The 21,187-nt window shown below is 65.2% G+C and carries 27 protein-coding genes and 2 tRNA genes; 8 read left to right on the forward strand and 21 right to left on the reverse strand.

All coding sequences use genetic code 11. The annotated features are described in order from the left end of the window. The first annotated feature begins 10 nt into the window (after window positions 1–10). Entirely contained in the window at window positions 11–1,549 is a 1,539-nt protein-coding gene (locus CP557_RS11055) for a TrkH family potassium uptake protein (protein ID WP_097379960.1), read from the forward strand. 41 nt (window positions 1,550–1,590) lie between these two features. Here the strand turns inward: CP557_RS11055 and CP557_RS11060 are convergent, their stop codons facing one another. Both CP557_RS11060 and mvk read right to left on the reverse strand, forming a co-directional pair. Next, window positions 1,591–2,331, reverse strand: a complete 741-nt coding sequence (locus CP557_RS11060) for an isopentenyl phosphate kinase (protein WP_097379961.1) — start codon at window positions 2,329–2,331, stop codon at window positions 1,591–1,593. Further along, entirely contained in the window at window positions 2,328–3,314 is a 987-nt protein-coding gene (gene mvk, locus CP557_RS11065) for a mevalonate kinase (RefSeq protein ID WP_097379962.1), read from the reverse strand. Before mvk ends, CP557_RS11060 begins: the two co-directional genes overlap by 4 nt. A 112-nt stretch (window positions 3,315–3,426) precedes the next feature. Here mvk and CP557_RS11070 point away from each other — a divergent pair, with 112 nt between their 5' ends. Then, window positions 3,427–4,350, forward strand: coding sequence for a thiamine-phosphate synthase family protein (locus CP557_RS11070; protein WP_097381610.1), 924 nt, complete (start codon window positions 3,427–3,429; stop codon window positions 4,348–4,350). 18 nt (window positions 4,351–4,368) lie between these two features. Here CP557_RS11070 and CP557_RS11075 read toward each other — a convergent pair whose 3' ends face one another. The 15 genes from CP557_RS11075 to moaA form a co-directional block, all read right to left on the reverse strand. Beyond that, entirely contained in the window at window positions 4,369–4,758 is a 390-nt protein-coding gene (locus CP557_RS11075) for a hypothetical protein (RefSeq protein WP_097379963.1), read from the reverse strand. Between the two features lie 167 nt (window positions 4,759–4,925). After that, window positions 4,926–5,735 (reverse strand): 30S ribosomal protein S2, encoded by an 810-nt coding sequence (rpsB, locus tag CP557_RS11080; protein WP_097379964.1) that lies wholly within the window; start codon window positions 5,733–5,735, stop codon window positions 4,926–4,928. Next, window positions 5,732–6,937 (reverse strand): phosphopyruvate hydratase, encoded by a 1,206-nt coding sequence (gene eno / locus CP557_RS11085; RefSeq protein ID WP_097379965.1) that lies wholly within the window; start codon window positions 6,935–6,937, stop codon window positions 5,732–5,734. Before eno ends, rpsB begins: the two co-directional genes overlap by 4 nt. After that, the gene (locus tag CP557_RS11090; protein WP_097379966.1) at window positions 6,934–7,119 is read right to left on the reverse strand and encodes a DNA-directed RNA polymerase subunit K; all 186 of its coding nucleotides are present in this window, start codon (window positions 7,117–7,119) and stop codon (window positions 6,934–6,936) included. Before CP557_RS11090 ends, eno begins: the two co-directional genes overlap by 4 nt. Before the next feature lie 4 nt (window positions 7,120–7,123). Beyond that, window positions 7,124–7,318, reverse strand: coding sequence for a DNA-directed RNA polymerase subunit N (locus CP557_RS11095; RefSeq protein WP_097379967.1), 195 nt, complete (start codon window positions 7,316–7,318; stop codon window positions 7,124–7,126). Window positions 7,319–7,330: 12 nt separating this feature from the next. Then, window positions 7,331–7,729 (reverse strand): 30S ribosomal protein S9, encoded by a 399-nt coding sequence (locus CP557_RS11100; protein WP_076145159.1) that lies wholly within the window; start codon window positions 7,727–7,729, stop codon window positions 7,331–7,333. Next, window positions 7,723–8,169 carry a 50S ribosomal protein L13 gene (locus CP557_RS11105; RefSeq protein ID WP_097379968.1) on the reverse strand — a complete coding sequence of 149 codons (447 nt, stop codon included), beginning with the start codon at window positions 8,167–8,169 and terminating at the stop codon, window positions 7,723–7,725. The genes CP557_RS11100 and CP557_RS11105 overlap by 7 nt, the downstream gene beginning before the upstream one ends. Then, a complete protein-coding gene (locus tag CP557_RS11110; RefSeq protein ID WP_097379969.1) occupies window positions 8,166–8,519 on the reverse strand; it encodes a 50S ribosomal protein L18e in 354 nt (117 codons plus the stop codon). Before CP557_RS11110 ends, CP557_RS11105 begins: the two co-directional genes overlap by 4 nt. Before the next feature lie 159 nt (window positions 8,520–8,678). Then, window positions 8,679–8,763: transfer RNA gene (locus tag CP557_RS11115), tRNA-Leu, on the reverse strand. A 129-nt stretch (window positions 8,764–8,892) separates the two neighbouring features. Then, window positions 8,893–9,642 carry a DNA-directed RNA polymerase subunit D gene (locus tag CP557_RS11120; RefSeq protein WP_097379970.1) on the reverse strand — a complete coding sequence of 250 codons (750 nt, stop codon included), beginning with the start codon at window positions 9,640–9,642 and terminating at the stop codon, window positions 8,893–8,895. Window positions 9,643–9,645: 3 nt separating this feature from the next. Further along, the gene (locus CP557_RS11125; RefSeq protein WP_097379971.1) at window positions 9,646–10,035 is read right to left on the reverse strand and encodes a 30S ribosomal protein S11; all 390 of its coding nucleotides are present in this window, start codon (window positions 10,033–10,035) and stop codon (window positions 9,646–9,648) included. 1 nt (window position 10,036) lies between these two features. Then, window positions 10,037–10,558: a 30S ribosomal protein S4 gene (locus CP557_RS11130; protein WP_097379972.1), complete on the reverse strand. Its 522-nt coding sequence runs from the start codon at window positions 10,556–10,558 to the stop codon at window positions 10,037–10,039. Continuing rightward, window positions 10,558–11,085 (reverse strand): 30S ribosomal protein S13, encoded by a 528-nt coding sequence (locus CP557_RS11135; RefSeq protein ID WP_097379973.1) that lies wholly within the window; start codon window positions 11,083–11,085, stop codon window positions 10,558–10,560. The genes CP557_RS11130 and CP557_RS11135 overlap by 1 nt, the downstream gene beginning before the upstream one ends. A gap of 72 nt (window positions 11,086–11,157) precedes the next feature. Continuing rightward, window positions 11,158–11,240: transfer RNA gene (locus tag CP557_RS11140), tRNA-Ser, on the reverse strand. 267 nt (window positions 11,241–11,507) lie between these two features. Next, on the reverse strand, window positions 11,508–12,479 hold the full coding sequence (gene moaA, locus CP557_RS11145) for a GTP 3',8-cyclase MoaA (RefSeq protein ID WP_097381611.1): 972 nt from the start codon (window positions 12,477–12,479) through the stop codon (window positions 11,508–11,510). A 210-nt stretch (window positions 12,480–12,689) separates the two neighbouring features. On the opposite strand from moaA, the gene CP557_RS11150 reads away from it, so the two are divergent. Then, window positions 12,690–12,902 (forward strand): hypothetical protein, encoded by a 213-nt coding sequence (locus CP557_RS11150; protein ID WP_097379974.1) that lies wholly within the window; start codon window positions 12,690–12,692, stop codon window positions 12,900–12,902. A gap of 272 nt (window positions 12,903–13,174) precedes the next feature. On the opposite strand, the gene CP557_RS11155 is transcribed toward CP557_RS11150, so the two are convergent. Both CP557_RS11155 and CP557_RS11160 read right to left on the reverse strand, forming a co-directional pair. Continuing rightward, window positions 13,175–14,686 carry an RtcB family protein gene (locus CP557_RS11155; RefSeq protein WP_097379975.1) on the reverse strand — a complete coding sequence of 504 codons (1,512 nt, stop codon included), beginning with the start codon at window positions 14,684–14,686 and terminating at the stop codon, window positions 13,175–13,177. 113 nt (window positions 14,687–14,799) lie between these two features. Beyond that, window positions 14,800–15,282 carry an archease gene (locus CP557_RS11160; RefSeq protein ID WP_097379976.1) on the reverse strand — a complete coding sequence of 161 codons (483 nt, stop codon included), beginning with the start codon at window positions 15,280–15,282 and terminating at the stop codon, window positions 14,800–14,802. 165 nt (window positions 15,283–15,447) lie between these two features. On the opposite strand from CP557_RS11160, the gene CP557_RS11165 reads away from it, so the two are divergent. Next, window positions 15,448–15,924, forward strand: coding sequence for a GNAT family N-acetyltransferase (locus CP557_RS11165; RefSeq protein WP_097379977.1), 477 nt, complete (start codon window positions 15,448–15,450; stop codon window positions 15,922–15,924). Between the two features lie 30 nt (window positions 15,925–15,954). On the opposite strand, the gene CP557_RS11170 is transcribed toward CP557_RS11165, so the two are convergent. Then, the gene (locus CP557_RS11170; RefSeq protein WP_097379978.1) at window positions 15,955–16,491 is read right to left on the reverse strand and encodes a winged helix-turn-helix domain-containing protein; all 537 of its coding nucleotides are present in this window, start codon (window positions 16,489–16,491) and stop codon (window positions 15,955–15,957) included. Window positions 16,492–16,650: 159 nt separating this feature from the next. On the opposite strand from CP557_RS11170, the gene CP557_RS11175 reads away from it, so the two are divergent. The 3 genes from CP557_RS11175 to CP557_RS11185 all read left to right on the forward strand — a co-directional run bounded on the left by CP557_RS11175 (window position 16,651) and on the right by CP557_RS11185 (window position 19,597). Next, window positions 16,651–16,866 (forward strand): heavy-metal-associated domain-containing protein, encoded by a 216-nt coding sequence (locus tag CP557_RS11175; protein ID WP_097381612.1) that lies wholly within the window; start codon window positions 16,651–16,653, stop codon window positions 16,864–16,866. A gap of 6 nt (window positions 16,867–16,872) precedes the next feature. Then, window positions 16,873–18,846, forward strand: a complete 1,974-nt coding sequence (locus CP557_RS11180; protein WP_097379979.1) for a heavy metal translocating P-type ATPase — start codon at window positions 16,873–16,875, stop codon at window positions 18,844–18,846. Window positions 18,847–18,919: 73 nt separating this feature from the next. Continuing rightward, window positions 18,920–19,597 (forward strand): FmdE family protein, encoded by a 678-nt coding sequence (locus tag CP557_RS11185; protein ID WP_097379980.1) that lies wholly within the window; start codon window positions 18,920–18,922, stop codon window positions 19,595–19,597. 177 nt (window positions 19,598–19,774) lie between these two features. Here CP557_RS11185 and CP557_RS11190 read toward each other — a convergent pair whose 3' ends face one another. Continuing rightward, window positions 19,775–20,467 carry a LiaF transmembrane domain-containing protein gene (locus tag CP557_RS11190; RefSeq protein ID WP_169924372.1) on the reverse strand — a complete coding sequence of 231 codons (693 nt, stop codon included), beginning with the start codon at window positions 20,465–20,467 and terminating at the stop codon, window positions 19,775–19,777. Between the two features lie 214 nt (window positions 20,468–20,681). On the opposite strand from CP557_RS11190, the gene CP557_RS11195 reads away from it, so the two are divergent. After that, window positions 20,682–21,056 (forward strand): ABC transporter permease, encoded by a 375-nt coding sequence (locus tag CP557_RS11195; protein ID WP_097379981.1) that lies wholly within the window; start codon window positions 20,682–20,684, stop codon window positions 21,054–21,056. Window positions 21,057–21,187: the final 131 nt, after the last annotated feature.

The following is a 21,187-nucleotide window of genomic DNA, read 5'->3' on the forward strand; positions in this document are numbered from 1 at the left end:
GGGGTGTACTATGCGGATCCGTACTGACTGGCGCGCCAGCGTCGCGCTCGTCGGAACCGTGCTCAAGTATCTCTCCGTCCCACTGGTGATTCCGATCGTCGTTGCGCTGATCTATAGCGACCCCGTGTTCCCGTTCGTCGCGACGATCGTTCTTACGATCGCCATCGGCCACGGCCTCGAGCAACTCAGTCCCGAGCCGGATCTACAGGTCCGGGAAGCAATGCTCTTCGTGGCGATATCGTGGTTGGCCGTCGCGATGATCGGTGCAGTTCCCTACGTGGTCGCGGGCTGGGGAACCGAATCGACGCTCGCACATCCGGTCAACGCCCTGTTCGAGTCGATGTCCGGCTTTACGACGACCGGGGCGACGGTCCTCGGGAGCATCTCGCTCGAGGATCACTCCCACGCGATCATGATGTGGCGACAGCTCACCCAGTGGCTCGGCGGGATGGGGATCATCGTGTTGATGGTCGCGATCCTCCCCGAGTTAGCGGTCAGCGGCGCGCAACTGGTCGAGTCGGAGGCGCCGGGACCGCAGTTACAGAAACTCACGCCGCGCATCGCCGAGACGGCGCGCATCCTCTGGCTCGTCTACTTCGCGTTCACCGTTCTCTACATCGTCATTCTCTACGGATTCCATCTGGCGGGGATGGCCGACAACATGACCCTCTACAATGCCATCGCCCACGGGTTCACGACGCTCCCGACGGGCGGGTTCTCGCCGGAGGCCGACAGCGTCGCGGCGTTCTCCGCGATCGTCCAGTGGACCGCCATTCCGTTCATGATCATCGCCGGGACCAACTTCGCCCTGTTCTGGCACGTCTTCAGCGGCGAAGGTCATCGCTTCGTCCGTAACTCCGAGTTCCGCGCCTACGTGAGCGCGATCGCCGGGCTGACGGTCCTCCTCGCCGGGATGCTCTACGTCGGTACCGCGCCGGCGCTCGGGGATCTCGGCGGCGTGACGGAAGGCGTGGTCGAGAACTCGCTGCGACAGAGCGCCTTCCAGATCGCGTCACTGTTGACCTCGACCGGCTACGCGACCAGCGACTTCGCGGCGTGGTCCGCGACCGGCAAGGTCGTGCTCCTGTTCGCGATGCTCGTCGGCGGCTGTGCGGGCTCGACCGGTGGCGGCGTCAAGGTCGTTCGATGGTTGATCGTCTTCAAGGTACTGCGCCGAGAGCTGTTCACGGCGTCTCATCCCGAGGTCGTCCGCCCGATTCGACTCGGCGGCAACGTCGTCGACGAGGACGCCATTCGCGGCGTCCTCGGATTCACGTTCATGTACCTCTTCATCTTCGCTCTCGCCACGCTGGTCATCATGCTCGACGCCAGCCGAATCGGTTACTCCCTCGAGCCCATCGAGGCGTTCAGTGCGAGTCTCGCGACGATCGGGAACATCGGCCCCGGGTTCGGTTCGCTCGGCCCCTTCGGGAACTACCTCGAGTTCCCGTACAGTTCGAAACTCCTGATGGTCTTCCTGATGTGGATCGGCCGACTGGAGATCATCCCCGTTCTCGTCCTCTTCACCGGCGGGTTCTGGACCCGCTGAGACGGTCTCGCCGTTTCTTCGCTCGTCTCCCGCTATCGTTCTCAGTCGATCGTCGTCCCCGGATTCTCGCCCTCGAGGAACGACGCGAGCGACTCGAGGCCGAAGATCGATGCCGCGGCCTCGAGTCCGAGCAGCGTCCGCACTTTGCCGGCCATTCCGCCGGTCACGTCGGTCGCCTCGCTGGTCCCGAGCACGTCGGCGACGGTCTCGAAGTCGGCGATCCGGTCGATCACGGCGTCACCGTCGTCTAACACCCCAGGGACCGTCGAGCACAGCCCCACCCGATCGGCCGAGAGCGCTCGAGCGAGTTCCGCCACGAGTTCGTCGCCGCTGACGACGGTCGCACCCGCGCCGGCGTGGGCGATCACGTCGCCGTGGAGAACAGGGACGAACCCCTCCGCGAGCATCGTTTCGACCTGGCCGGTCGGCAAGTCGAGCTCCCCCTTGCTATCGCGGGCGGCTGCCGAAAAGGGATGGACCGGCACCGCCTCGACGTCGCGCTCGAGCAGTCGACGCAGGACGAACTGATTCAACGTCGTCATCGCGCCGTGGATGTCCAGCGCTGCCGACGCGTCGTGGGTCCCTTCGGTCGTGGTGACGCCGTGCTCGCTGGCGTTGTGATGGCCGAAGCTCCCGCCGCCGTGGACGATCACGAGGTCCTCGGTACCGCTCTCTCGTGTCGCCGCGATCGCGTCGGCCGCGCGCTCGAGGGCGTCGCCGTCGAGGGTTTCCGGCCGGTCCTTCTCAGTGATGACGCTGCCGCCGAGTTTCAGAACGATCATTCGAGTCGCTCCACCCCCGTTTCGGCGAGTTCCGCGCGGAAGGCGTCCTCACAGCCCGGCGTAAAGGACAGCGCGGTCTCCGTCTCCTCGGTCGGATCGAGGGCGACGATGCAGCCGCCGCCGCCGGCTCCCGTGAGCTTCGCGCCGCGGGCACCCGCGTCACGGGCCGCCCAGACCATCGTGTCGAGCGAACGCGAGGAGACGCCCAGCGCGGAGAGCAGGCCGTGGTTGAAGTCCATCAGTCGGCCGATTTCGTCGATCTCCCCGTCCGCGAGCGCGTCCTCGCCGTTCCGAACGACGTCGCCGATCGCCTCGACCGTGTGGGCCGCGAAATCGTACTCCTCGCGCAGGTCGCGGACGCCTGCAACCAGCTTGCCGGTGTCCCCCGCGCCACCGTCGAACCCGATCACGATCGGCAACTCGGGTGCCTCGAGCGAGCGGCAGTCGTCGCCCTCGACGCGGACCGCGCCGCCGGTCGCCGAACAGAACGTATCGGCCCGCGAGGCCTGGCCGTCCTGCACCTGCGACTCCGTCCGGTAGGCTCGCTCGGCGAGTTCCGCGGGCTCGAGCGTGACGCCGAGTTCGCGGGTTGCCGCATCGATGGCGGCGACGACGACCGCCGCCGAGGACCCCAGGCCTGCACCCAACGGGATGTCACTCTCGATCGTGACGTCGAAGCCGGCGTCGTCTTCGCCGGTCACTTCTCGAACCTGTTCGATCGCGCCGTCGACGTACTGCGTCGCCGCCGTCACCAGCGATTCGGGGACGTCCACGTCGGGACGACTGTCGGCCGTGGCACCGTACTCGACGGTGAAGCCATCGAGGCTGAGGTCTTCGGCGTTGACCCGGAGCCGCCCGTCGTCGCGTCGCTGGACCTCCACTCGCGCCCGCCGTTCGATCGCACATGGAACGGCGGGTTCGCCGTAAACCACCGCGTGCTCCCCGAACAGGTACACCTTCCCGGGAGCGCTCGAGCGTGTCATGCCCGGGCGTTCGTCCGAGGGGGAGTAATAGCTGTCTGTGTCGTCGCCCGCTGGCGGTCCGTCGGCCCGTCGCGTAGGCGGACTTATGATCGTGCAGTCGAACGTCGGTCGTATGTCGCTCGTCTTGCCCAGCGAACTCGTCGTCGATCGGTTCCTGCCGACGGTCCGGGCGATGCTGGCCGCACGCCTCGCCGACCGCGGGCTGACCCAACGGGAGATCGCCGCCGAACTCGGCGTGACCCAGGCTGCGGTCAGCAAGTACGTCGGGGGCGAGAGCGGCGGTGACGACCGGTTTCGAGACGATCCCGAAACCGTCGCCACCGTCGAACGCATCGCTGACGGATTGGCCAGCGGCGAGATGGACGGCTACGACGCGCTGGCCGAACTCCTCTCGCTCGTCCGTACCCTCGAGGATCGGGGTCCGATCTGTGAACTCCACGAGGAGGAGATGCCTGCCCTTCGGGGGCTGGGCTGTGATCTGTGCGTTCGCGGCCTCGATCCCGACGTCCGCGCCGAACGGGACGTCCTCGCGAACGTCCGGACCGCCGCGCGTACGCTCGCCTCGATTCCCGGAATGGCCGACATCGTCCCGAACGTCGGAACTAACGTCGGAATGTCGCTTCCCGAACCAGGCGACGAAACCGACGTCGCCGCGGTCCCCGGCCGGATCTACGCCATGGGTGGCCGCATCGAAATTCCTGCGAACCCCGAGTTCGGCGCGTCGCAACACGTCGCGACGGCCGTCCTGGCCGCGAACGACGCCGACTCCGAGATCCGGGCGGCGATCAACGTCGCCACCGACGACGGCCTGCTCGAGGCCGCTCGAGAGCTGGGGCTCGAGCCACTCGAGTTCGACGCCGACTACGAGGACCGCGGCGAACACCTCCGCGAGCGGTTCGCCGCCCGCGGCACCGTTCCCGCCGTCGCCTACCACCAGGGCGCGTTCGGGATCGAGCCCGTAAGCTACGTCTTCGGGGCGACGGCAGTCGAGGCCGCCGAACTGATCGAGGCCCTGCTCGAGGCCCGATCCAGGTAGGCGGCCGACGACCTCGTGTTAGCCGCTGAGTTCGCTCTCGAGCGTCCGACAGTCCACAAGCAGACGCTCTGGTACTTCCTCCGCGTTCGCGTACAGGCTCTGCAGGACGATAGCGGCGTCTTCGAAATCACAGCCGCGGTAGGCACATAGCGGTTCACGCTCCCACCGGACGATGCGTTCCGATTCCAGAAGCGGGAGATGGTGGTGGCGCAAGCGAACCCGCAACTCCTTGCGATCCGTTTCGAGGTTCGGGTTCGCCGCGCCTTCCGGAAGCGAGACGGACTCGCCGGCCGGAGCGTCTAACAGCGCGGCCACGATCTGTCGTCGCGGCCCCGAAGCGAGTACCTCGAATATCCGATTCCATCGATCGATGACGGCCGCCGGTCCGCCGGACAGTGATCCGCACATGCTCCCGAAATGGATACGCGACCACTAAACATTGTGGTGAGCTATCATTCACCAATGGTCGTGATCGGCGGACGCCGAGACCGGCAATCGAGTCACCGCGCACGCCCCGAACCAGTCGCTGTTCGAAGCGGGCAGTGGGAAAACGAACAGTGCCGAACGCGACCGAATCAGACGCCGCTTTCGAAGTCCTCGAGCGAGTAGGACGGCTCGGCACCGCGTCGATCGAGAACCTCGTTGGCGAGCAGCCAGTAGACGACCGAGAGGGCCTTGCGACCCTTGTTGTTCGTCGGGACGACGAGGTCGACGTTACTGACTTGGTTGTTCGAGTCACACATCGCGATGACCGGGATGCCGACCGTGATAGCTTCCTTGACGGCCTGGGCGTCGCCGATCGGGTCGGTGACGACCAGCACGTCCGGCTCGATGTAGCCGTCGTACTTGGGGTTCGTCAGCGTTCCCGGGATGAAGCGACCGGTCCGGGCGCGAGCGCCGACGGCTTCGGCGAACTTCTCCGCCGGGAACCGACCGTACTGGCGACTCGAGGTGACGAGGATCTGCTCGGGGTCGTAGTTCGCGAGGAAGTCCGCGGCCGTCCGGATACGGCCGTCGGTCTTCGAGACGTCGAGCACGTAGAGCCCGTCGGTTCGGACGCGGTGGATGAACCGCTCCATGTCCTGAGTCTTTTGCTGGGTCCCGATGTGGACGCCAGCGCCGAGGTAGTCCTCGACGGGGATGAGGAGGTCGGCCTCCTCGTCGGACATCACGTCGTCGTCGAGGGTCGGCCCGGCATCCTCGCTTTCGGCGTCGTCGGCTTGTTCTGCGTCGGCCGTGGGGGCTCCCTCGGCGTCGGCGGACTGTTCGTCTACTGGCTCGACGTCGTCGGCGTCGGCGGCGGGGCCAGCCCCTTCGGCTGGCTCCTCGTCGATCGCCTCCTCGGCGGCGTCGAGCCCTTCCTGGGTTGCATCGTTCTCTGTCATGTCGCGTCGTCTGCGATTCGAATGAGCTCGTTGAGCTTTGCAGTTCGCTCGCCGCCGACGGCACCCGTCTTGATGAAGGGGGCGTCGGTCGCAACAGCGAGGTGTGCGATCGTCGCGTCTTCGGTCTCGCCCGACCGATGGGAGACGACCGAATCGTAACCGTTCCGCGTCGCGAGTTCGATCGCGTCGAAGGCGTCCGTCAGCGTCCCGATCTGGTTTGGCTTGATCAGGATGCTGTTTGCCGCGCCGCGATCGATTCCCTCGACGAGACGCTCGGTGTTGGTGACGAACAGGTCGTCACCACAGACCAGCGTCTGATCGCCGACCTCGTCGGTGAGGTCGGCGAAGGCGTCGTAATCGTCCTCGTCGAGGGGATCCTCGACGTAGACCAGATCGTACTCCTCGACGAGCTCGGCGATGTAGGCGATCTGCTCGTCGGTGTCACGGCTTCGGTCGCTGTACTCGTACGTCCCGGAGTCGGAATCGTACAGTTCTGCGCCGGCCACGTCCAGCCCGAAGCCGATGTTGAAGCCGACCTCGTCGGCGACCATCGAAACCGCTTCGTCGACGACCTCGAAGGCCTCGCTGTCGTCGATCGACGGTGCCCACGCGCCCTCGTCGCCTTTCCCGCACGGAACGTCGCGTTCCTCGAGCAGGTCGGCGACGGCGGCGTGGACGGCCGCGTTGGCGAAGACGGCATCCGCGACGCTTGGAGCGCCGACGGGTGCAGCCAGGAACTCCTGAATGTCGGTCGCGTCGGCGGCGTGTTCGCCGCCACCGACGACGTTCCCGAGCGGAATCGGGAAGTTCTCGCCGCGGAACGTGCCACCGAGGTGCTGAAAGAGCGGTGCACCGAGCACGTCGGCACCGGCCTTCGCGGCGGCCATGGAGATCGCGACCGCGCTGTTGGCCCCGATCTCGGAGAAGTCGTCGGTCCCGTCGGCGGCGTGGAGCGCCGCGTCGACGTCGCGCTGGTTGCCCGCGTAGACCTCGCCGACGAGCCGGGGAACGGCGTGTTCCCGGGCCGCGGCGATCGCCTCGTTCGGCGGCCGCTCGACGGCCTCGTACTCGCCGGTGCTGGCACCGCTTGGTGCTGCAGCGCGGCCGAAGCCGCCACTTTCCGTCAGGACGTCCGCTTCGACCGTCGGGTTCCCTCGCGAGTCGAGAATCCGGCGCAGCCGAACGTCGGTAATACGCGTCATTTCCGGTCGTACCCCCGCTTGACGGTAAAGGGAAGCACGTCGGCGTCGTACTCCTCGGCGGCGATGAGGATCGGTTCCGTCTGCTCGGTCTCGATCAACACCGGCGCACCGTAGGAGATCTGCAGCGCTCGAGCGCCGAGGATGCGTGCCTTCTCGTAGCGGTTGTGCTCTTGCTGTTGCATTGGCTTACTGGTACGGGGAGACGATATCGACGAGATCGGTGTGACTGACGAGCATGCGCCGACAGCAGTAGCGGTCGACGCCGAGTTCGTCCAGAACCTTCTCGGGGTCCTCGTCGCCCTCGTTGGCCCGCTCGTCGAACACCTCCCAGTGTTCGGCGACGACGTTGCCACAGGTGAAACACCGGACCGGTACCATCATGCTTGAATCACCTTAGCGGTAGGACTTCTGGTAGCGCGCCCGAGCGCCCGGGCCGCCCCACTTCTTCGGTTCGGACTGACGAACGTCGTTGACCAGCAGCGAGCGGTCGAACTCCATGAACGCGTCGCGGAGTTCCGCGTCGTTCGTGTGCTGGACGATCCCGCGTGCGATAGCGGTTCGGACGGCGTCTGCCTGGCCGCTGATGCCGCCGCCTTCGACGCGAACGTCGATATCCATCTCGCCGCGCAGGTCCTCGCCGACGATGCGGAACGGCTCGAGCATCTTGAGGCGAGAGGTCTCCGGTTCGACCAGCTCGACCGGCTGGGAATTGATTCGAACGCGACCCTCGCCTTCGCGCACCGTGGCGCGAGCGACGGCCGTCTTTTTCTTGCCACTCGTGTTGGTTACCATGTGACGTTAGCACCTAACTGTTCGGACACTTCGTGTAGGTGGACGAAGCGGATGTTCGACAGGCGATCCAGCGACGTTCCCTCGAGGACCTCCGACTCGGTGTCGTCGTTCTCGTAGGGGTTGCCGACGTAGACCCGGACGCTGTCGAGTGCCTCGCGGCCGCGAGGTTTCTTGTACGGCAACATCCCGCGAACGGACCGCTTGAAGATCGTGTCCGGTCGTTTGGGGTAGTACGGCCCGCGGTCCGAGCCGAGCTGTTGCCGCGTGCGGTACGTCTCGAAAATGTCTTCCTTGTCGCCGGTGATGACCGCGTCCTCGGCGTTGACGATCGCGACGCGTTCGCCGTCCAGCGCGCGCTGGGCGACCTCGCTCGCGACTCGACCGAGAATACAGTCCTGTGCGTCGACGACGAGATCCGCGTCGAACTCTGCGAGACTCATCGAATCACCCGGACATCGGAGCCGTCGGGGTTCTCTTCGAGCGCTTGCTCGAGCGGTACCGGGTCGCCGACCTGATCGATCTTCGTCTCCGCGGACGAAGAGAAGTTGACGGCGGCGACGGTGACGTTCTTCTGTAGTGCGCCGGATCCCAGCACTTTGCCGGGGACGACGACAGTCTCTTCTTCGCGTGCGTATCGCTCGATGCGGCCCAGGTTCACCTCAGCGTGGGTGCGTCGGGGCTTCTCGAGTCGATCCGCAACGTCTCGCCAGACGTCGGCGTCCGTTTCGCGGGACGTCGACTTTAGCTCGGCGATGAGATCGTTGAGCCTCGGATTAGTCTTGCTACTCATTGGTATCCTCCAACTGCTAACTGATCGACGACGCGAGGAACCACGTCGTCGACTGTGGAATCGAAATCGTTGTACTGCCGAACGAAACCGCTCGAGGAGCGATCGTGATCGAAACACGATCGACTGCTCCTCGAGTATCGTTCGGTCGTAGAGAAGTGATGCAGGGAGCAGGATTTGAACCTGCGGACTCCTACGAGACAGCGCCCTGAACGCTGCGCCGTTGGCCTGACTTGGCTATCCCTGCTCGCACTTCCGTCTACCCGTCGCCCCTTCAAACCCCTTTCGATTCCAGTGGAAACGCGATCGCCGGTCTCGTCGCTCACGGCGCCGGCGAGAAGCGTCTCCTGAGTGGGTTGGGGGCGTCGGTTCATTGCTACAGCTGTACTGCGTCTTCGAGTTCGGTCGCACGCGCCTCGAGCGTCTCCGCGGCCCGCGTCACGAGCTCCTCGACGGGGAACGAGCCGTCCGTCTCCACGTGGAAGACGAACGCGTTTGGCACGTCCTCGACCCGGACCTCTTTGCCCGGATAGCGATTCGAGAGATCGTGGTCGAACTCGCTCGTCGGAACGAGCTCGCCGTCGTCCTCGATGACGCCACGGATGATCTGACTCTCTTGATCCTCGAACTCCGGCAGGTCACCCTCGACCGCCACGCGCTGGAGGTGTCGGTAGCCGACCGCGACCCCGCCCTGATGTTTGGCGTGGTCTTTGCCGCGGTCGATCACGGCGTCGGCCTCGGCCTCGAGGCGCTGGCCGTCCTTGAGTTCGATGATCGGAACGTTCTCGTCCGCGGGCTGGACGAGCTCGTCGCTGCTGACGAGATCGCCGGAGTAGGCGGTTGCCGGCCCTTCGACGTCGATCGAGAGCGTGACGGTGTCGTCCTCGGTGAACTCGCCGACCGGCGGCGTCGTCAGCGGGACGAGCCCGAGACGGAGGGCGAGTTGCTCGTCGAACATGACCGACGAGTTCTCGACGAACCGAACGGTATCGACGGCCATCGTCGGCACGTCGGCGACCATCGCTCGACGGATGCCGTTTGCGAACCCGGGTGTCACGCCGCGAACGAGGAATCGTGCCTCACGATCCTCGCGTTCGACGAACTCGACGTCGTACGCTTCAGTCATGATCTAGTAGCCGCCCTTACCTTTCGGAGCGCGCGATCCGTCGTGTGGGATCGGCGTGACGTCCTCGATGCGCCCGATCTCGATGCCCGAGCGGGCGAGCGCGCGGATCGTCGCCTGCGCGCCGGGACCGGGGGACTTCTGGAGGTTGCCGCCGGGGCCACGCACGTGAACGTGCAGACCCGTAATGCCGGCCGATTTGACCTCTTCGGCGACGGATTCGGCCATCTGCATGGCCGCGTACGGCGACGCTTCGTCGCGGTTCTGCTTGACCGCCGTCCCGCCGGAGGACTTGGCGATCGTCTCCGCGCCCGTGAGGTCGGTCACGGTCATGACGGTGTTGTTGAACGATGCGTGCACGTGGGCGATGCCCCACTTTTCGTCGTTCTGGCTCATGTTACTGACCCTCCGCGCGTTCCGGATGCAGTTCGTCCGCGAGCGGACTGTTCTCGTCGAAGGCCACCAGATCCTCTTCGTCGATGTCGACGACGTAGGAGGGGACGAGGTGGCGCTGTCCGTCGACCACGATGTGGCCGTGGGTGATGAACTGACGGGCCTGCTGGGCCGTGTTAGCCAGTCCGCTTCGATAGACGACCGTCTGCAGTCGACGCTCGAGGATGTCCTCGACCTCGAGCGACAGGATGTCGCCGAGTTCGTCGGTTTCGTCGAGGATGCCGACGCGTTTGAGCCGTCCGAGGAACTCGTCGGAGCGGCGGATGACGGTGTCGTCGTCCTGGGCCTGGCCGAGCAGTTCGCGGGCCTCGCGCCGGTAGGAGCGAAGCTCGGACTGGGCGCGCCAGAGCTCTTCTTTGTTCTTGAGACCGTAGCGGTCGACGAGGGAGTGCTCGCTGGCGATGCGTTCACCCTGGTAAGGGTGGTTCGGCGTCTCGTATTGTTTGGTGTCAGTGCCGAGTGGCATTATTCACCCTCGTCCTCTTCTTCGGCGGCGGCCTCTTCGGCCTGTTCTTCGCGGATCTCTTCGACGTTGACTCCGATGGTGCCCTCCGTCCGACCGGTGGACTTGGTTCGCTGGCCACGGACCTTCTGGCCGCGCTTGTGGCGAGTTCCCTTGTAGGAGTCGATCATCTTCATCCGGTTGATGTCGTGCTGTCGAGTCAACTGGAGATCGTTACCGATCTCGTGGGTCGTTTCGCCGCTGTAGAAGTCGTCCTGGCGGTTGTTGAGCCAGTCCGGAACTTCCGCAGCGTAGTTTTCGACGACCTCGACGACCGTCTCGATGACGTCGTCGTCGAGTCGGCCGAACGTCGCCGTTCGGTCGACACCCGCTTCATCGGCGATGAGCCGGGCGGTTCGGCGACCGATCCCGTTCATCTCCGAAAGCGAGCGCTCGACGGACTTCGTCCCATCGAGGTCGGTTTGCCCGATGCGGACGAAGTATCGAAGATCTTCGTCGTCTTCTTGTTCTTGAGGTTCTTCGGCGCTCATATGTCGTGTATCTGTATCTGGTCTGCCTGCGTTGCAAATCGACTGGCGGGAAAGCGCCAGTGAAGTGTCCGACGTTGTGGCGGGGATTCGAACCCCGGAGGCTTGACGCCACATGGTTAGCAACCATGCGCCTTGGGCCGCTTGGCTACCACAACACCGTCGGTCTATCGTCGCCCTCGCGGACTCGGGGATCGCTCCCCTACACGTATTGCACCCGAACCTACCCCCGTCGACTACTTAAGGGCAACGAAAGGTGGCCAGACGGGAGTGAGTCACATACTCGTGGTGATCGCGCTTGCGTCTCGAAACAGGGGGACGGAAGACCGCTCTCCCAACGGCCCAGACGGACTCCTGTCGATCAGTGCCGACCCAGCCGCGACCCGCCCTGTGGGTGGGCCGGGACCCAGTGACAGGGGACCGCCTCAAACGCCGGCGTACTCCTCGATGTACTTTTCGTTGAGCTCCCACTCGCCGTCACCGTTCTGGATCATGTACTCGCCGTAGTATGGGACCCGATTCGCGACGACGTCGCGGAAGGCCTCGCGGATTTCCGGCTTCGTCATCTCGCCCATCGACTTGAGGTCGTCGTTGCGGTTGAGACACCCCTTCAGGTGCCCCTCGTGGGTCACACGGACCCTGTGACAGTTCGCACAGAAGGTCGGGTTCTCGACGGGATCGACGATCTCCACCATCCCGCCGTCGACCCAGTACCGCTTTCGGTCGTGCATCTCCCGGTGTTCGATCTCGTCGGCCCGCTCGGCCAGCCAGTCGTGGACCCGCCCGATGTCGATGTTCCACTCCGGCTTGCCCGTCAGCTCGGGCATGTATTCGATCAACTGGAGCTGGAGCCCGTCGTTTGCCGCGACGTGATCGACCATCTCCGGCACGTACCCCGCCGTGTGTTCGAAAACGACCATGTTGAGCTTGACCGGGTCCAGCCCCGCGTCCAGTGCCGCTTCGACTCCCTCGAGGACCTTTTCGTAGGCCCCGCTTTTCGTCACGGCGGCGAAGTCCTCCGGATCGAGCGCGTCCTGGGAGACGTTGACCCGCTCGAGGCCGGCATCGACGAGATCCGCGGCGCGACCGGGGAGGAACGTCCCGTTGGTCGTCAGCGAGACCTCCATCTCGTCGGGCGTGCGTTCGATGATCTCCTCGAGATCCTGTCGCAACATCGGCTCTCCCCCGGTGAACTTGACCGCGTCGACGTCGAACTCCGCGGCGACTTCGAGGAACCGAACCACGTCGTCGGTCGACATCTCGTCGTCCTGTGGATCCATCGGTCCCCGGGTATCCCCCAGCCCTTCGTTGTGACAGTAGACACAGTCGAAATTACATCGATCGGTGAGGGAGACGCGAACCCCAGTAACCTCCCGACCGAATTCGTCGGCGAGCATGTCACCGAGTTGCATCCGGATCCGCTTAAACGCGCGGGGGATTTCGACGTCTCGTAACCGGTTTCGGTTCACAAATGGTGTCAGCCCGTTGGATGGATCGTGGTCTCGCCCAGTCCGCCGCTCGTCGACGGGACATCGTCGGAGCGGACACAGTCCACGGCGGTTTCGCTCGGCGGAAGAACTACCCCGGTTCCGACCGAACGAGCGCCCATGGACGAGGACATGCTCGCCGACCAGCGTCGCCTCGTGGAACTCATCGAAGCGGAGGGCTGGGACGTCACCGACCTCGAGATCTCGGCCTACGACAGCCCGTGGGCCGACGAGGACGACCCGGAGGCGACCGTGACGATCACTGCTCGGAAACCGTACGAGGGCGACGACGATACTGACGAAGACGACGAAAGTCCATATCGGCTGAAGTGAGGAGCAAACGCACCGACGATCAGTCCAGTTCTTTTACGTTGATCCGTTCGGAGTCGCCATCGGACTCCGACCCGCTCGAGACGATCGAACTATCCTAGATGCGACGAGATGCACGGCATCGAGTGGAGGAAATCCGTCGTCCGCGACGTAACTCGCCGCGGCGATCACGTCTTCCACGTCGTCTCGTGGTACTAACGCGCGTGGCACGGAGTACGTGACGAAACTATAGCGGAATTGGAGGTCGATTATGGAGAGAGGACCGTCGTTCCAAATCAGCCCTTGATATTACACACCGGGAACGTCCGCGCGACCTTGTCGCCGATGCCGAGTTCGTCCGAGACGCGGACGACCTCGTCGACGTCCTTGTAGACGCCCGGCGCTTCCTCGGCGATCGTGGCTCCGGACTGGGCCTTGACGTAGATCGCCTGCTGGTCCTCGAGGTCCTGCTGGACGTCGCCGCCCCAGAACTCGTTTTTCGCCTGCGTGCGGCTCATCAGTCGCCCCGCACCGTGCGCGGTCGAGCCGAAGGTGAGGTCCATCGAATTCTCGCCCCCGCGGAGGACGTAGCTGCCCGCGCCCATACTGCCGGGGATGATCACCGGCTGACCGACGTCGCGGTAGGCGTCGGGCACCTCGGGGTGGCCGGCGGGGAAGGCCCGCGTGGCACCCTTGCGGTGGACGTAGAGCTCGCGTTCCTCGCCGTCGATTCGCGGCTCAACGCCGCTCGCTCCGTCCGCGGAGCGCGGCTCCGCGCTCACCGTGTGCGTTTCCTTCTTCGCGATGTTGTGAGCCACGTCGTAGAGCAGGTCCATCTCCATGGACTCCCAGGACCGATCGAACACGCGCTCGAAGACCTGCCGCGTGCGGTGCATGATCAGCTGCCGATTGACCCACGCGAAGTTGATCGCCGCGTTCATCGCGCCGTAGTAGTCCTCGGCGAGTTGTGACCCCGCGGGCGCGGCCGCGAGTTCCCTGTCGGGCAGGCGGTCCAGCAGTCCCTTGTGTTGTTGCTCGATCTTCCGCAGGTAGTCGTTACAGGTCTGGTGGCCCAATCCGCGGGAGCCACAGTGGATCAACACGACGATCTGGTCTTCCTCGAGTCCGTAGGCCTCGCCCACGCCCGAATCGAAGACGTCGGTCACGCGCTGGACCTCGAGGAAGTGGTTGCCCGACCCCAGCGACCCGATCTGGTTCTTCCCGCGATCTTTGGCTTTCTGGCTCACTTTCTCGGGCGCTGCGCCCTCGCGCATCCCTTCGTCCTCGCAGTGGCGCAGGTCGTCTTCGACGGCGTGGCCGTTCTCGAGGGCCCAGTCGACCCCGCGCGCGAGGATCTCGTCGATGGTGTCGACGCCGCCTTCGACGATCCCCCCGCCACCGAGGCCCGATGGGATGTTGGCGAAGAGCGAATCGACGAGTTCCTCCTCGTGGCCCTGTACGTCGTCGTAGGTCAGGTTCGTCCGCATCATCCGGACGCCGCAATTGATGTCGTAGCCGACCGCACCCGGCGAAATACAGCCGTTCTCGGCGTCGAGCGCCCCGACCCCGCCGACCGGGAAGCCATAGCCCTGATGCCCGTCTGGCATGCAGATCGCGTAGTTCGTGATCCCCGGCAGGTGAGTCGTGTTCGTGATCTGCTCGAGCGTCTTGTCGTCTTGGATCTCCTCGAGCAGTGCTTCACTCGCCAGTACCCGCGCAGGGACGCGCATATCGCCTTCCTGTGGGATCTCCCAGACGTGCTCGCGCACCCGCTCGAGCGTGATGCCGTTGGCGTCGAAGGTCGTCATACGCGGAACTCGGGTGGCAGCGATGAAAGATGTTCGTCTCTTCGGCCTCCCCGATAGTCACTGTCACTGTCACCGTCGGACTGCGAATCCGGTTCCGGCATCCGGGACAGCGGTCACACGTCGAAGACGACGTATGCCTCCCAGCCGCCGGGTTCGTTCCCGTCGGTCTCGACCCGCTCGAGTCGCATCTCGGAATACGTCACGGCCTTGATCTCGCGAGCGTCGATCTCGGCGAGTCCGACGCCGCGGGCGCTGGCGTCGAGTTGCCACTCGTCGGATCCGTCGCCCGCCGCCCCGTCACCGCCGGCCGAGCGATCGGGTGTCGACGGCGGCTCGATCGACTCGACGCGGTGGTCGACGGGGAGTTCCGACCGGACGTCCCGCAGGTAGATCAGTTCGTCGAGGTAGTCGAACAGCAGCGCCTCGCGGCTCTCGGCCGTGACGGCGAGGGAAAACCGGTCGCCGGCGTCCGCCGGAATCCCGTCACACGATGCGGCCGCGAGGCCGTCGGCTACCGCCGCGAAAACCGCCTCGAGCGAGTCGCCGGTCGCCGACACCGCGATGTCGGCCGTGTGGTCACACAGGTCGAATCCCATCGTGGCGTTCCTTCGACGGCCGGTGACCTATGTGCGTCGTTTCGGAGCGTCTCGGTCGTCGGTTCGCTCCGATCGAACGGACAGCGCGACGAACAGGTCGCCTCCGATGGTCGACGACATCGGCTGCCGGTGGAATTATATTGACGACGCTGGTAGTGTATGGTAGTGAGCGTCAACATCGACAGTCGGGTCGTCGCGCCGGGGAGCGACGACTTCGTCGACCAAGCCTGGCAGCTAAAGGAGGAGATCAACCGTCAGGAAGGTGTGCTCAAGCAGCGACACGACTTCTTTACTGACGCGTATCGCCGGTCGAAAGTACACTGTTACGTCCGGGAGGGGGACCTCATCGGCTTCGCCGCCGTTCGACGCGACGGCTACATTCTCTTTCTCGCGGTCGACCCCGAATTCCGCAGCGAAGGCGTCGGAAAACGCCTCGTCGCCCACGTCGCGGACGACCACGATACGATCACGTGCCACGCTCGGACGAGCAACGAGAACGCCCTCCAGTTCTACGAACATCTCGGCTTCGAGATCAAACGCCGGATCGACGGCTACTACGAGGACGGCGGCGACGCCTACTACCTGAAACTCGGGGCCGACGTCGGTATCGCCGACCGGATTTCCGATCTGATACGGCGTTAAAACGGGACGCTACTGCTCGGCGAGACGGAACTACTGTACGGGGTCGTCTCGAAGGGTTCCCGCCACGAACGCCCGTCGAAGGATCGTCAACAGCAGGTACGTCTCGTACTTCTGGCTTCGACAGTGCTCACAGGGTGCCATCTCGTCGGCGATCCGATCCAACGTTTCGCCGTGGGCCGCCTCGAGGTCCGCGACGAGCGCTGCGACGTCGGGTGCGAGTTCCCGCGCCATCGAGTCGACGTCCGCCCGTGCGTCCTCGGGTAGCGCGTACGAGAGGACGATCGTATTCGCGCGGTAGTACTTCGTCGTGCCGCCGTTTCGCTCCTCGAGACGGGCGACCTCGACGAGGCCGGCATCGCGGAGTTCGTTGACGTGGTGGCGCACCGTATTGAGCGTCCGATCGTACCCCCGTCCCGCGAGCTCCTCGTCGATCTCCGTCACGGAGAGCGTCGTGTCGGCGAGCATGTCGAGGATCATCGCACGAACCGGTTCGTCGACGGCGCTCGAGACGTTCGTATCCCGGACCGCGATGTCGTCGATCGTCACGTCCGACGTGAATTCGGGCATCGGTTACCCGGTCGTTGGGTGGCGATCCGTATAAGTCGCTCAGGCCGCGCGGCCGTCTAGACGGGTCGTTTCACCGGTGGAAACGGCCGTGATAGAAGTCAAACAAATCATTTGAGTGATGTATTTATGGACGAGGTTCGTACGAGTATTCGAGCACCGATGACCCAGATCACCGAATACCGCGTCACCGACTTCGATTGTCCGACGTGTGCGAGCCACGTCGAACGAGCCCTGTCCAAAACGGACGGCGTCGAGCGCGTCGAGGTCCACTACACGACCGGTCGCGTCGAAATCGAGTTCGACGAGACGGCCGTCGACGCCGATCGCCTCGAGCGAGCCATCACGAACCAGGGGTACACGCCCCGTCCCCGGTGACCGACCGTGAACGTCGAGCGATACGTCCGGGCCCACCGAACGCCGATCGTCGTCGCGGCCAGCGGCCTGCTGCTCGCTGTCGGCTGGAGCGTCGGCACCGCTCACGATTTGCCCCGACTGAGCGCGGCGCTGCTGCTCATCGCGGCGGTCGTCGGCGGGTACGACGTCGCGAAAAAGGCCTACTACACGCTGCGTACCGGAACCGTCGGGATCAACACCCTCGTCACGCTGGCCGCGCTCGGGGCGATCGTCATCGGCGAGTACTGGGAGGCCGCCGCCGTCGTCTTCCTGTTCTCGCTGGGAAATTACCTGGAGGCACGGACGATGAACAAGACCCGGTCGGCACTCGAGGAGTTGCTCGAGATGACCCCGGACACGGCGATCGTCCGCCGCGATGGCGTAACCGAGGAAGTTCCCGCTCACGAGGTCGAGCCCGGTGAGACCGTCATCGTGAAGCCGGGCGCGAAGGTCCCCGTCGACGGCGAGGTCGTTGACGGCGAGAGTAGCGACGGGTCGGAGACCCTTCGAGCGAACGGGGACCCCGTGAGCACGGTCGATCAGGCTCCCGTCACCGGCGAAAGCGCGCCCGTCCCCAAGGCCGCGGGCGACGAGGTGTACGCGGGGACGATCAACCAGGAGGGAGCCCTCGAGGTCGTCGCGACCGGCACCGGCCGGGATACGACCCTCGAGCGAATCATCCGCCGCGTCGAGGAGGCCCAGGAGGCGAAAGCGCCGACGGAGACGATCATCGAGCGGTTCGCGACCTACTACACGCCCGCGATCGTCGTGCTTGCGGTCGGGTCCTACGCGATCACCGGCAACGCCGTCACGGCGTTGACGCTGCTCGTCATCGGCTGTCCCGGCGCGCTGGTCATCGGGCCGCCGGTCAGCATCGTCAGCGCCATCGGCTCGGCGGCGCGCTCGGGCGTCCTGATGAAAGGCGGCGAACACCTCGAGACCGCCGGCAAGATCGACCTCGTCGCGTTCGACAAGACGGGAACGCTGACCGAGGGCGAGCCGACCGTCTCGAGCGTCACGGGCTTTGGCCTCGACGAGGACGCCGTGCTCCGCAACGGGGCCATCGCCGAGAAGAAGAGCGAACACCACCTCGCGGACGCGATCCTCGCGGCCGCCCGGAACCGTCACGGCTCCGATCTCGCCACCGACGGCGGTGCCGTCGAATCCGCTGCCGCCGGCGTCGACCTCGAACGGGACGCGCGGACGATTCCCGATCCCGACGAGTTCGAGGTCGTCGCGGGCAAGGGCGTCGTCGCGAGCCACGACGGGCGGCGGATCGTGGTCGGCAACCGCGCGCTTCTCGCCGAACGCGAGATCGACGTTCCGGACCGGATCGCCGCCCAGATCCGCGAGTACGAGGAACGCGGCGAGACGGCCGTCTCAGTCGCCCTCGACGGCGAAATCGTCGGCGTCATCTCGATCAGGGACGAACTCCGGCCCGCCGCGGCGGACGTCGTCGCGGCGCTGCAGGACGCCAATGGACTCGATAGAACGGTGATGCTGACCGGCGACAACGAGCGGACCGCTCGCGCGGTCGCCGAGACGGTCGGAATAGACGACTACCGTGCGACACTGCTCCCCGAGGAGAAACAGGCAGCGATCGAGTCGTTCCAGGGAGAGGGCTACGTCGTCGCGATGGTCGGCGACGGGATCAACGACGCGCCGTCGCTGGCGACCGCCGACGTCGGGATCGCGATGGGCGCGGCGGGGACCGACACCGCCATCGAGACCGCAGACATGGCGCTGATGGCCGACGAGTTGGCACGCATTCCCTACGCCGTCGGACTCAGCAAGGCGACCCGGTGGAACGTCACGGAGAACGTCGCCATCGCGGTCGCGACGGTCGGCCTGCTGTTGGCCGGCGTCTTCGCCGGCTACGTCCACATGGCAAGCGGCATGCTCATCCACATCGGCAGCGTCCTGCTGGTCATCCTCAACGGGATGCGGCTGTTGCGGTACTGACAGCGGGACGGCTCCCCGACGGCGTCGCGAATCGAACCACACCGAACGATCAACACAACACATCGATCCATCAATGAGCAATTCCACCCACGAATCCGACCCCTCGAACCGAGACCGAACCGACTGGAACGTCGACTACGATATCGATCCGATCCGACTGCGAGACCCCGCTGCAGAGGCCCTGGCCGTCCTCGAGTCCGGCGATCCGATCGTCATCACGTACGCGGACGTGGTGAAAGCGGCGGGCCACTCCTGTCCCACGGCGGCTGGCGCGTACCGGATCGCCAAGACGGGCCTCGAGGCCCTCTACCCCGGCGACGAACTCCCGGTCCGCGGCGACATCGACGTACTTGCTGGCGGGCCGCGGGACGACCCCGCCTACGGCGTCACCGCGCGCCTGATCTCGTACGTGACGGGTGCGGCGGGCGAGGACGGCTTCGCCGGACTGGCCGGCGGCCACGGCGGCCGGAAGAACCTGCTCCACTACGGTGCCATCGGCACCGACGGCATTGCATTCGAATTCACGCGCACGGACACGGACGAGACGGTTCGGGTGATCTACCACGTCGCGGACGTCCCATCCGGCGGACCGGCCGTCGACGACCTGCCGAAACTGATCGAGGGCACCGCGACCGACGCCGAACGCGAGGCCTTCGCCGAGGACTGGCACGGCCGCGTCGACGCGGTCCTGAACGGGGACCGATACGTGACCGTCGAGCGATCGCCCAATCCGAATTCCGCCGATCAGTAGCCTCGCGACCCCCGTATCGTCCCTCCCGTTTCGAGTCCGTCTCGGCCGCCAGTGCCGGGATGCTCTCGGCATCCGGTGTCGGGACGCAGGACGATCCGTGCGAGAAATCACGTCAGACGGGGTGTTCCAAAACGATCCGAACGGGTACGCTACGAGGGCCAACCGGACAGCCCACGATCAGTCCGTCACGGAGACGCCCCCAAAGGCGGCGAATCCAGTTACCACGAGATCGACCTCCTCGTGGGTTCCCTCCCGCCGTGGCCGGTCGTCGGCGGCACCACCCAGCACGGGGAAGACGTCCATCTGTACGTTCCACTCTCGAGGGACGACGATCTCGACCCCTCCGAACACGGCGAGAACGGTGACCCGTGCCGGTTTGGTGTCGATCTCGGCGTCCCGCAGATCGAGTTCGGTGCCGCCGAACACGGCCGTCAGATCGCCGCCGGTGAACGTCCTGGAGGTGATTCGTTTCTCGACGCCGCCGAACGCGGCGAACGCGGACGTGAAGGTGTCGTCGGTAGCGCGAACGCGCGACTGGAACTGACCCGCGATGATCGAGAGTCCGAACGCGATGACGAAGACCGGCCAAAAGACGACGACCTGATCGACCGTCGCGTAGTCGAGCGCGACCAGTTGCCACGCTCCGGCGACACCGATCAGGACGATTGGCCCGACGACGTTGCGGAACCGGCTCCGGACGAGCCCCCAGCCACCGACGAGGACGAACAACGACGGGACGTACAGCAGGATGTTCCGCGTCGGTGAGAGACCAGTCGTCTCGAGCAGGAGCAATATCCCCACCAGAATCACGACAGTCCCGAGGAGAAACTGGGCGGTCGGGAGTCGACGTGCGGTCGTTGATGTAGCCATACAGGTAAAGACGGCGAGAGAGACGATATAGAGGGTGTACGGTTCTCTCTGGTCAGGAATTCGATGGGTATCGGTCACCGTCCGCCCGGGCTACCCGACGAGCGTTCGCTCTGTACGTCCGCAATGTGCCCCATTACGGCGGTTCTGTGACCCACTCGCGGTATCCGTCACCACCAATCGATCAAATGATAATCACACCAGTTTACATGTGCGTATGGCAGGAATCGTAACGTACCTGATTGCATTCGTGCTCGCGGCTCACGGACTCGTCCACTTGCTCGGATTCACGGTGTACCTCGACCTCGCGACGGTCGCCGAATTTCCATACAAGACGACGTTGCTCGGTGGTGCCGTCGACGTCGGCGACGGAGGGGTTCGGGTCTTCGGTGTCCTCTGGGGAGTGGCCGCCGTCGGCTTCGTCGTGTCGGCTGGCGCGTTCCTCACGGACTGGCAATCGTGGCGGTGGTTGTTGGTCGCGGTCACGCTATTTTCACTGGCATTGACGGTCCTCGATTGGACGGTGGCCTACGCTGGCGTCGTCGCCAATCTGGGGATTCTGGGGCTACTCCTCGTCCACCTTCGGTTGTAAACGACCCTCTTTCCCGGACCGTCCGCGATCGCTCACCCCGGAATACCGTCGATCGGATATTCGGTTACCGGAACGTCCCCCCACGAGGTCGAACATTCGGCAAGATTATACGCCCCCATCCACGACTACTC

It is taken from the genome of Natrinema ejinorense (assembly GCF_002494345.1).
Lineage (GTDB): Archaea > Halobacteriota > Halobacteria > Halobacteriales > Natrialbaceae > Natrinema > Natrinema longum.

Bases quoted from the DNA above. Each gene is read 5' to 3' on its own strand.
- CP557_RS11190 (WP_169924372.1), bottom strand. From the start codon at position 20,467: ATGGCTACATCAACGACCGCACGTCGACTCCCGACCGCCCAGTTTCTC.
- CP557_RS11070 (WP_097381610.1), top strand. From the start codon at position 3,427: ATGTCGCTCGTCTTGCCCAGCGAACTCGTCGTCGATCGGTTCCTGCCG.
- CP557_RS11055 (WP_097379960.1), top strand. From the start codon at position 11: ATGCGGATCCGTACTGACTGGCGCGCCAGCGTCGCGCTCGTCGGAACC.
- CP557_RS11135 (WP_097379973.1), bottom strand. From the start codon at position 11,085: ATGAGCGCCGAAGAACCTCAAGAACAAGAAGACGACGAAGATCTTCGA.
- CP557_RS11090 (WP_097379966.1), bottom strand. From the start codon at position 7,119: ATGCAACAGCAAGAGCACAACCGCTACGAGAAGGCACGCATCCTCGGC.
- CP557_RS11195 (WP_097379981.1), top strand. From the start codon at position 20,682: ATGGCAGGAATCGTAACGTACCTGATTGCATTCGTGCTCGCGGCTCAC.
- CP557_RS11105 (WP_097379968.1), bottom strand. From the start codon at position 8,169: ATGAGTCTCGCAGAGTTCGACGCGGATCTCGTCGTCGACGCACAGGAC.
- CP557_RS11150 (WP_097379974.1), top strand. From the start codon at position 12,690: ATGGACGAGGACATGCTCGCCGACCAGCGTCGCCTCGTGGAACTCATC.
- CP557_RS11110 (WP_097379969.1), bottom strand. From the start codon at position 8,519: ATGAGTAGCAAGACTAATCCGAGGCTCAACGATCTCATCGCCGAGCTA.
- CP557_RS11125 (WP_097379971.1), bottom strand. From the start codon at position 10,035: ATGAGCCAGAACGACGAAAAGTGGGGCATCGCCCACGTGCACGCATCG.
- CP557_RS11095 (WP_097379967.1), bottom strand. From the start codon at position 7,318: ATGATGGTACCGGTCCGGTGTTTCACCTGTGGCAACGTCGTCGCCGAA.
- moaA (WP_097381611.1), bottom strand. From the start codon at position 12,479: ATGCTCGCCGACGAATTCGGTCGGGAGGTTACTGGGGTTCGCGTCTCC.
- CP557_RS11075 (WP_097379963.1), bottom strand. From the start codon at position 4,758: ATGTGCGGATCACTGTCCGGCGGACCGGCGGCCGTCATCGATCGATGG.
- CP557_RS11155 (WP_097379975.1), bottom strand. From the start codon at position 14,686: ATGACGACCTTCGACGCCAACGGCATCACGCTCGAGCGGGTGCGCGAG.
- mvk (WP_097379962.1), bottom strand. From the start codon at position 3,314: ATGACACGCTCGAGCGCTCCCGGGAAGGTGTACCTGTTCGGGGAGCAC.
- CP557_RS11185 (WP_097379980.1), top strand. From the start codon at position 18,920: ATGAGCAATTCCACCCACGAATCCGACCCCTCGAACCGAGACCGAACC.
- rpsB (WP_097379964.1), bottom strand. From the start codon at position 5,735: ATGACAGAGAACGATGCAACCCAGGAAGGGCTCGACGCCGCCGAGGAG.
- CP557_RS11170 (WP_097379978.1), bottom strand. From the start codon at position 16,491: ATGCCCGAATTCACGTCGGACGTGACGATCGACGACATCGCGGTCCGG.
- CP557_RS11100 (WP_076145159.1), bottom strand. From the start codon at position 7,729: ATGGTAACCAACACGAGTGGCAAGAAAAAGACGGCCGTCGCTCGCGCC.
- eno (WP_097379965.1), bottom strand. From the start codon at position 6,937: ATGACGCGTATTACCGACGTTCGGCTGCGCCGGATTCTCGACTCGCGA.
- CP557_RS11175 (WP_097381612.1), top strand. From the start codon at position 16,651: ATGACCCAGATCACCGAATACCGCGTCACCGACTTCGATTGTCCGACG.
- CP557_RS11120 (WP_097379970.1), bottom strand. From the start codon at position 9,642: ATGACTGAAGCGTACGACGTCGAGTTCGTCGAACGCGAGGATCGTGAG.
- CP557_RS11160 (WP_097379976.1), bottom strand. From the start codon at position 15,282: ATGGGATTCGACCTGTGTGACCACACGGCCGACATCGCGGTGTCGGCG.
- CP557_RS11130 (WP_097379972.1), bottom strand. From the start codon at position 10,558: ATGCCACTCGGCACTGACACCAAACAATACGAGACGCCGAACCACCCT.
- CP557_RS11060 (WP_097379961.1), bottom strand. From the start codon at position 2,331: ATGATCGTTCTGAAACTCGGCGGCAGCGTCATCACTGAGAAGGACCGG.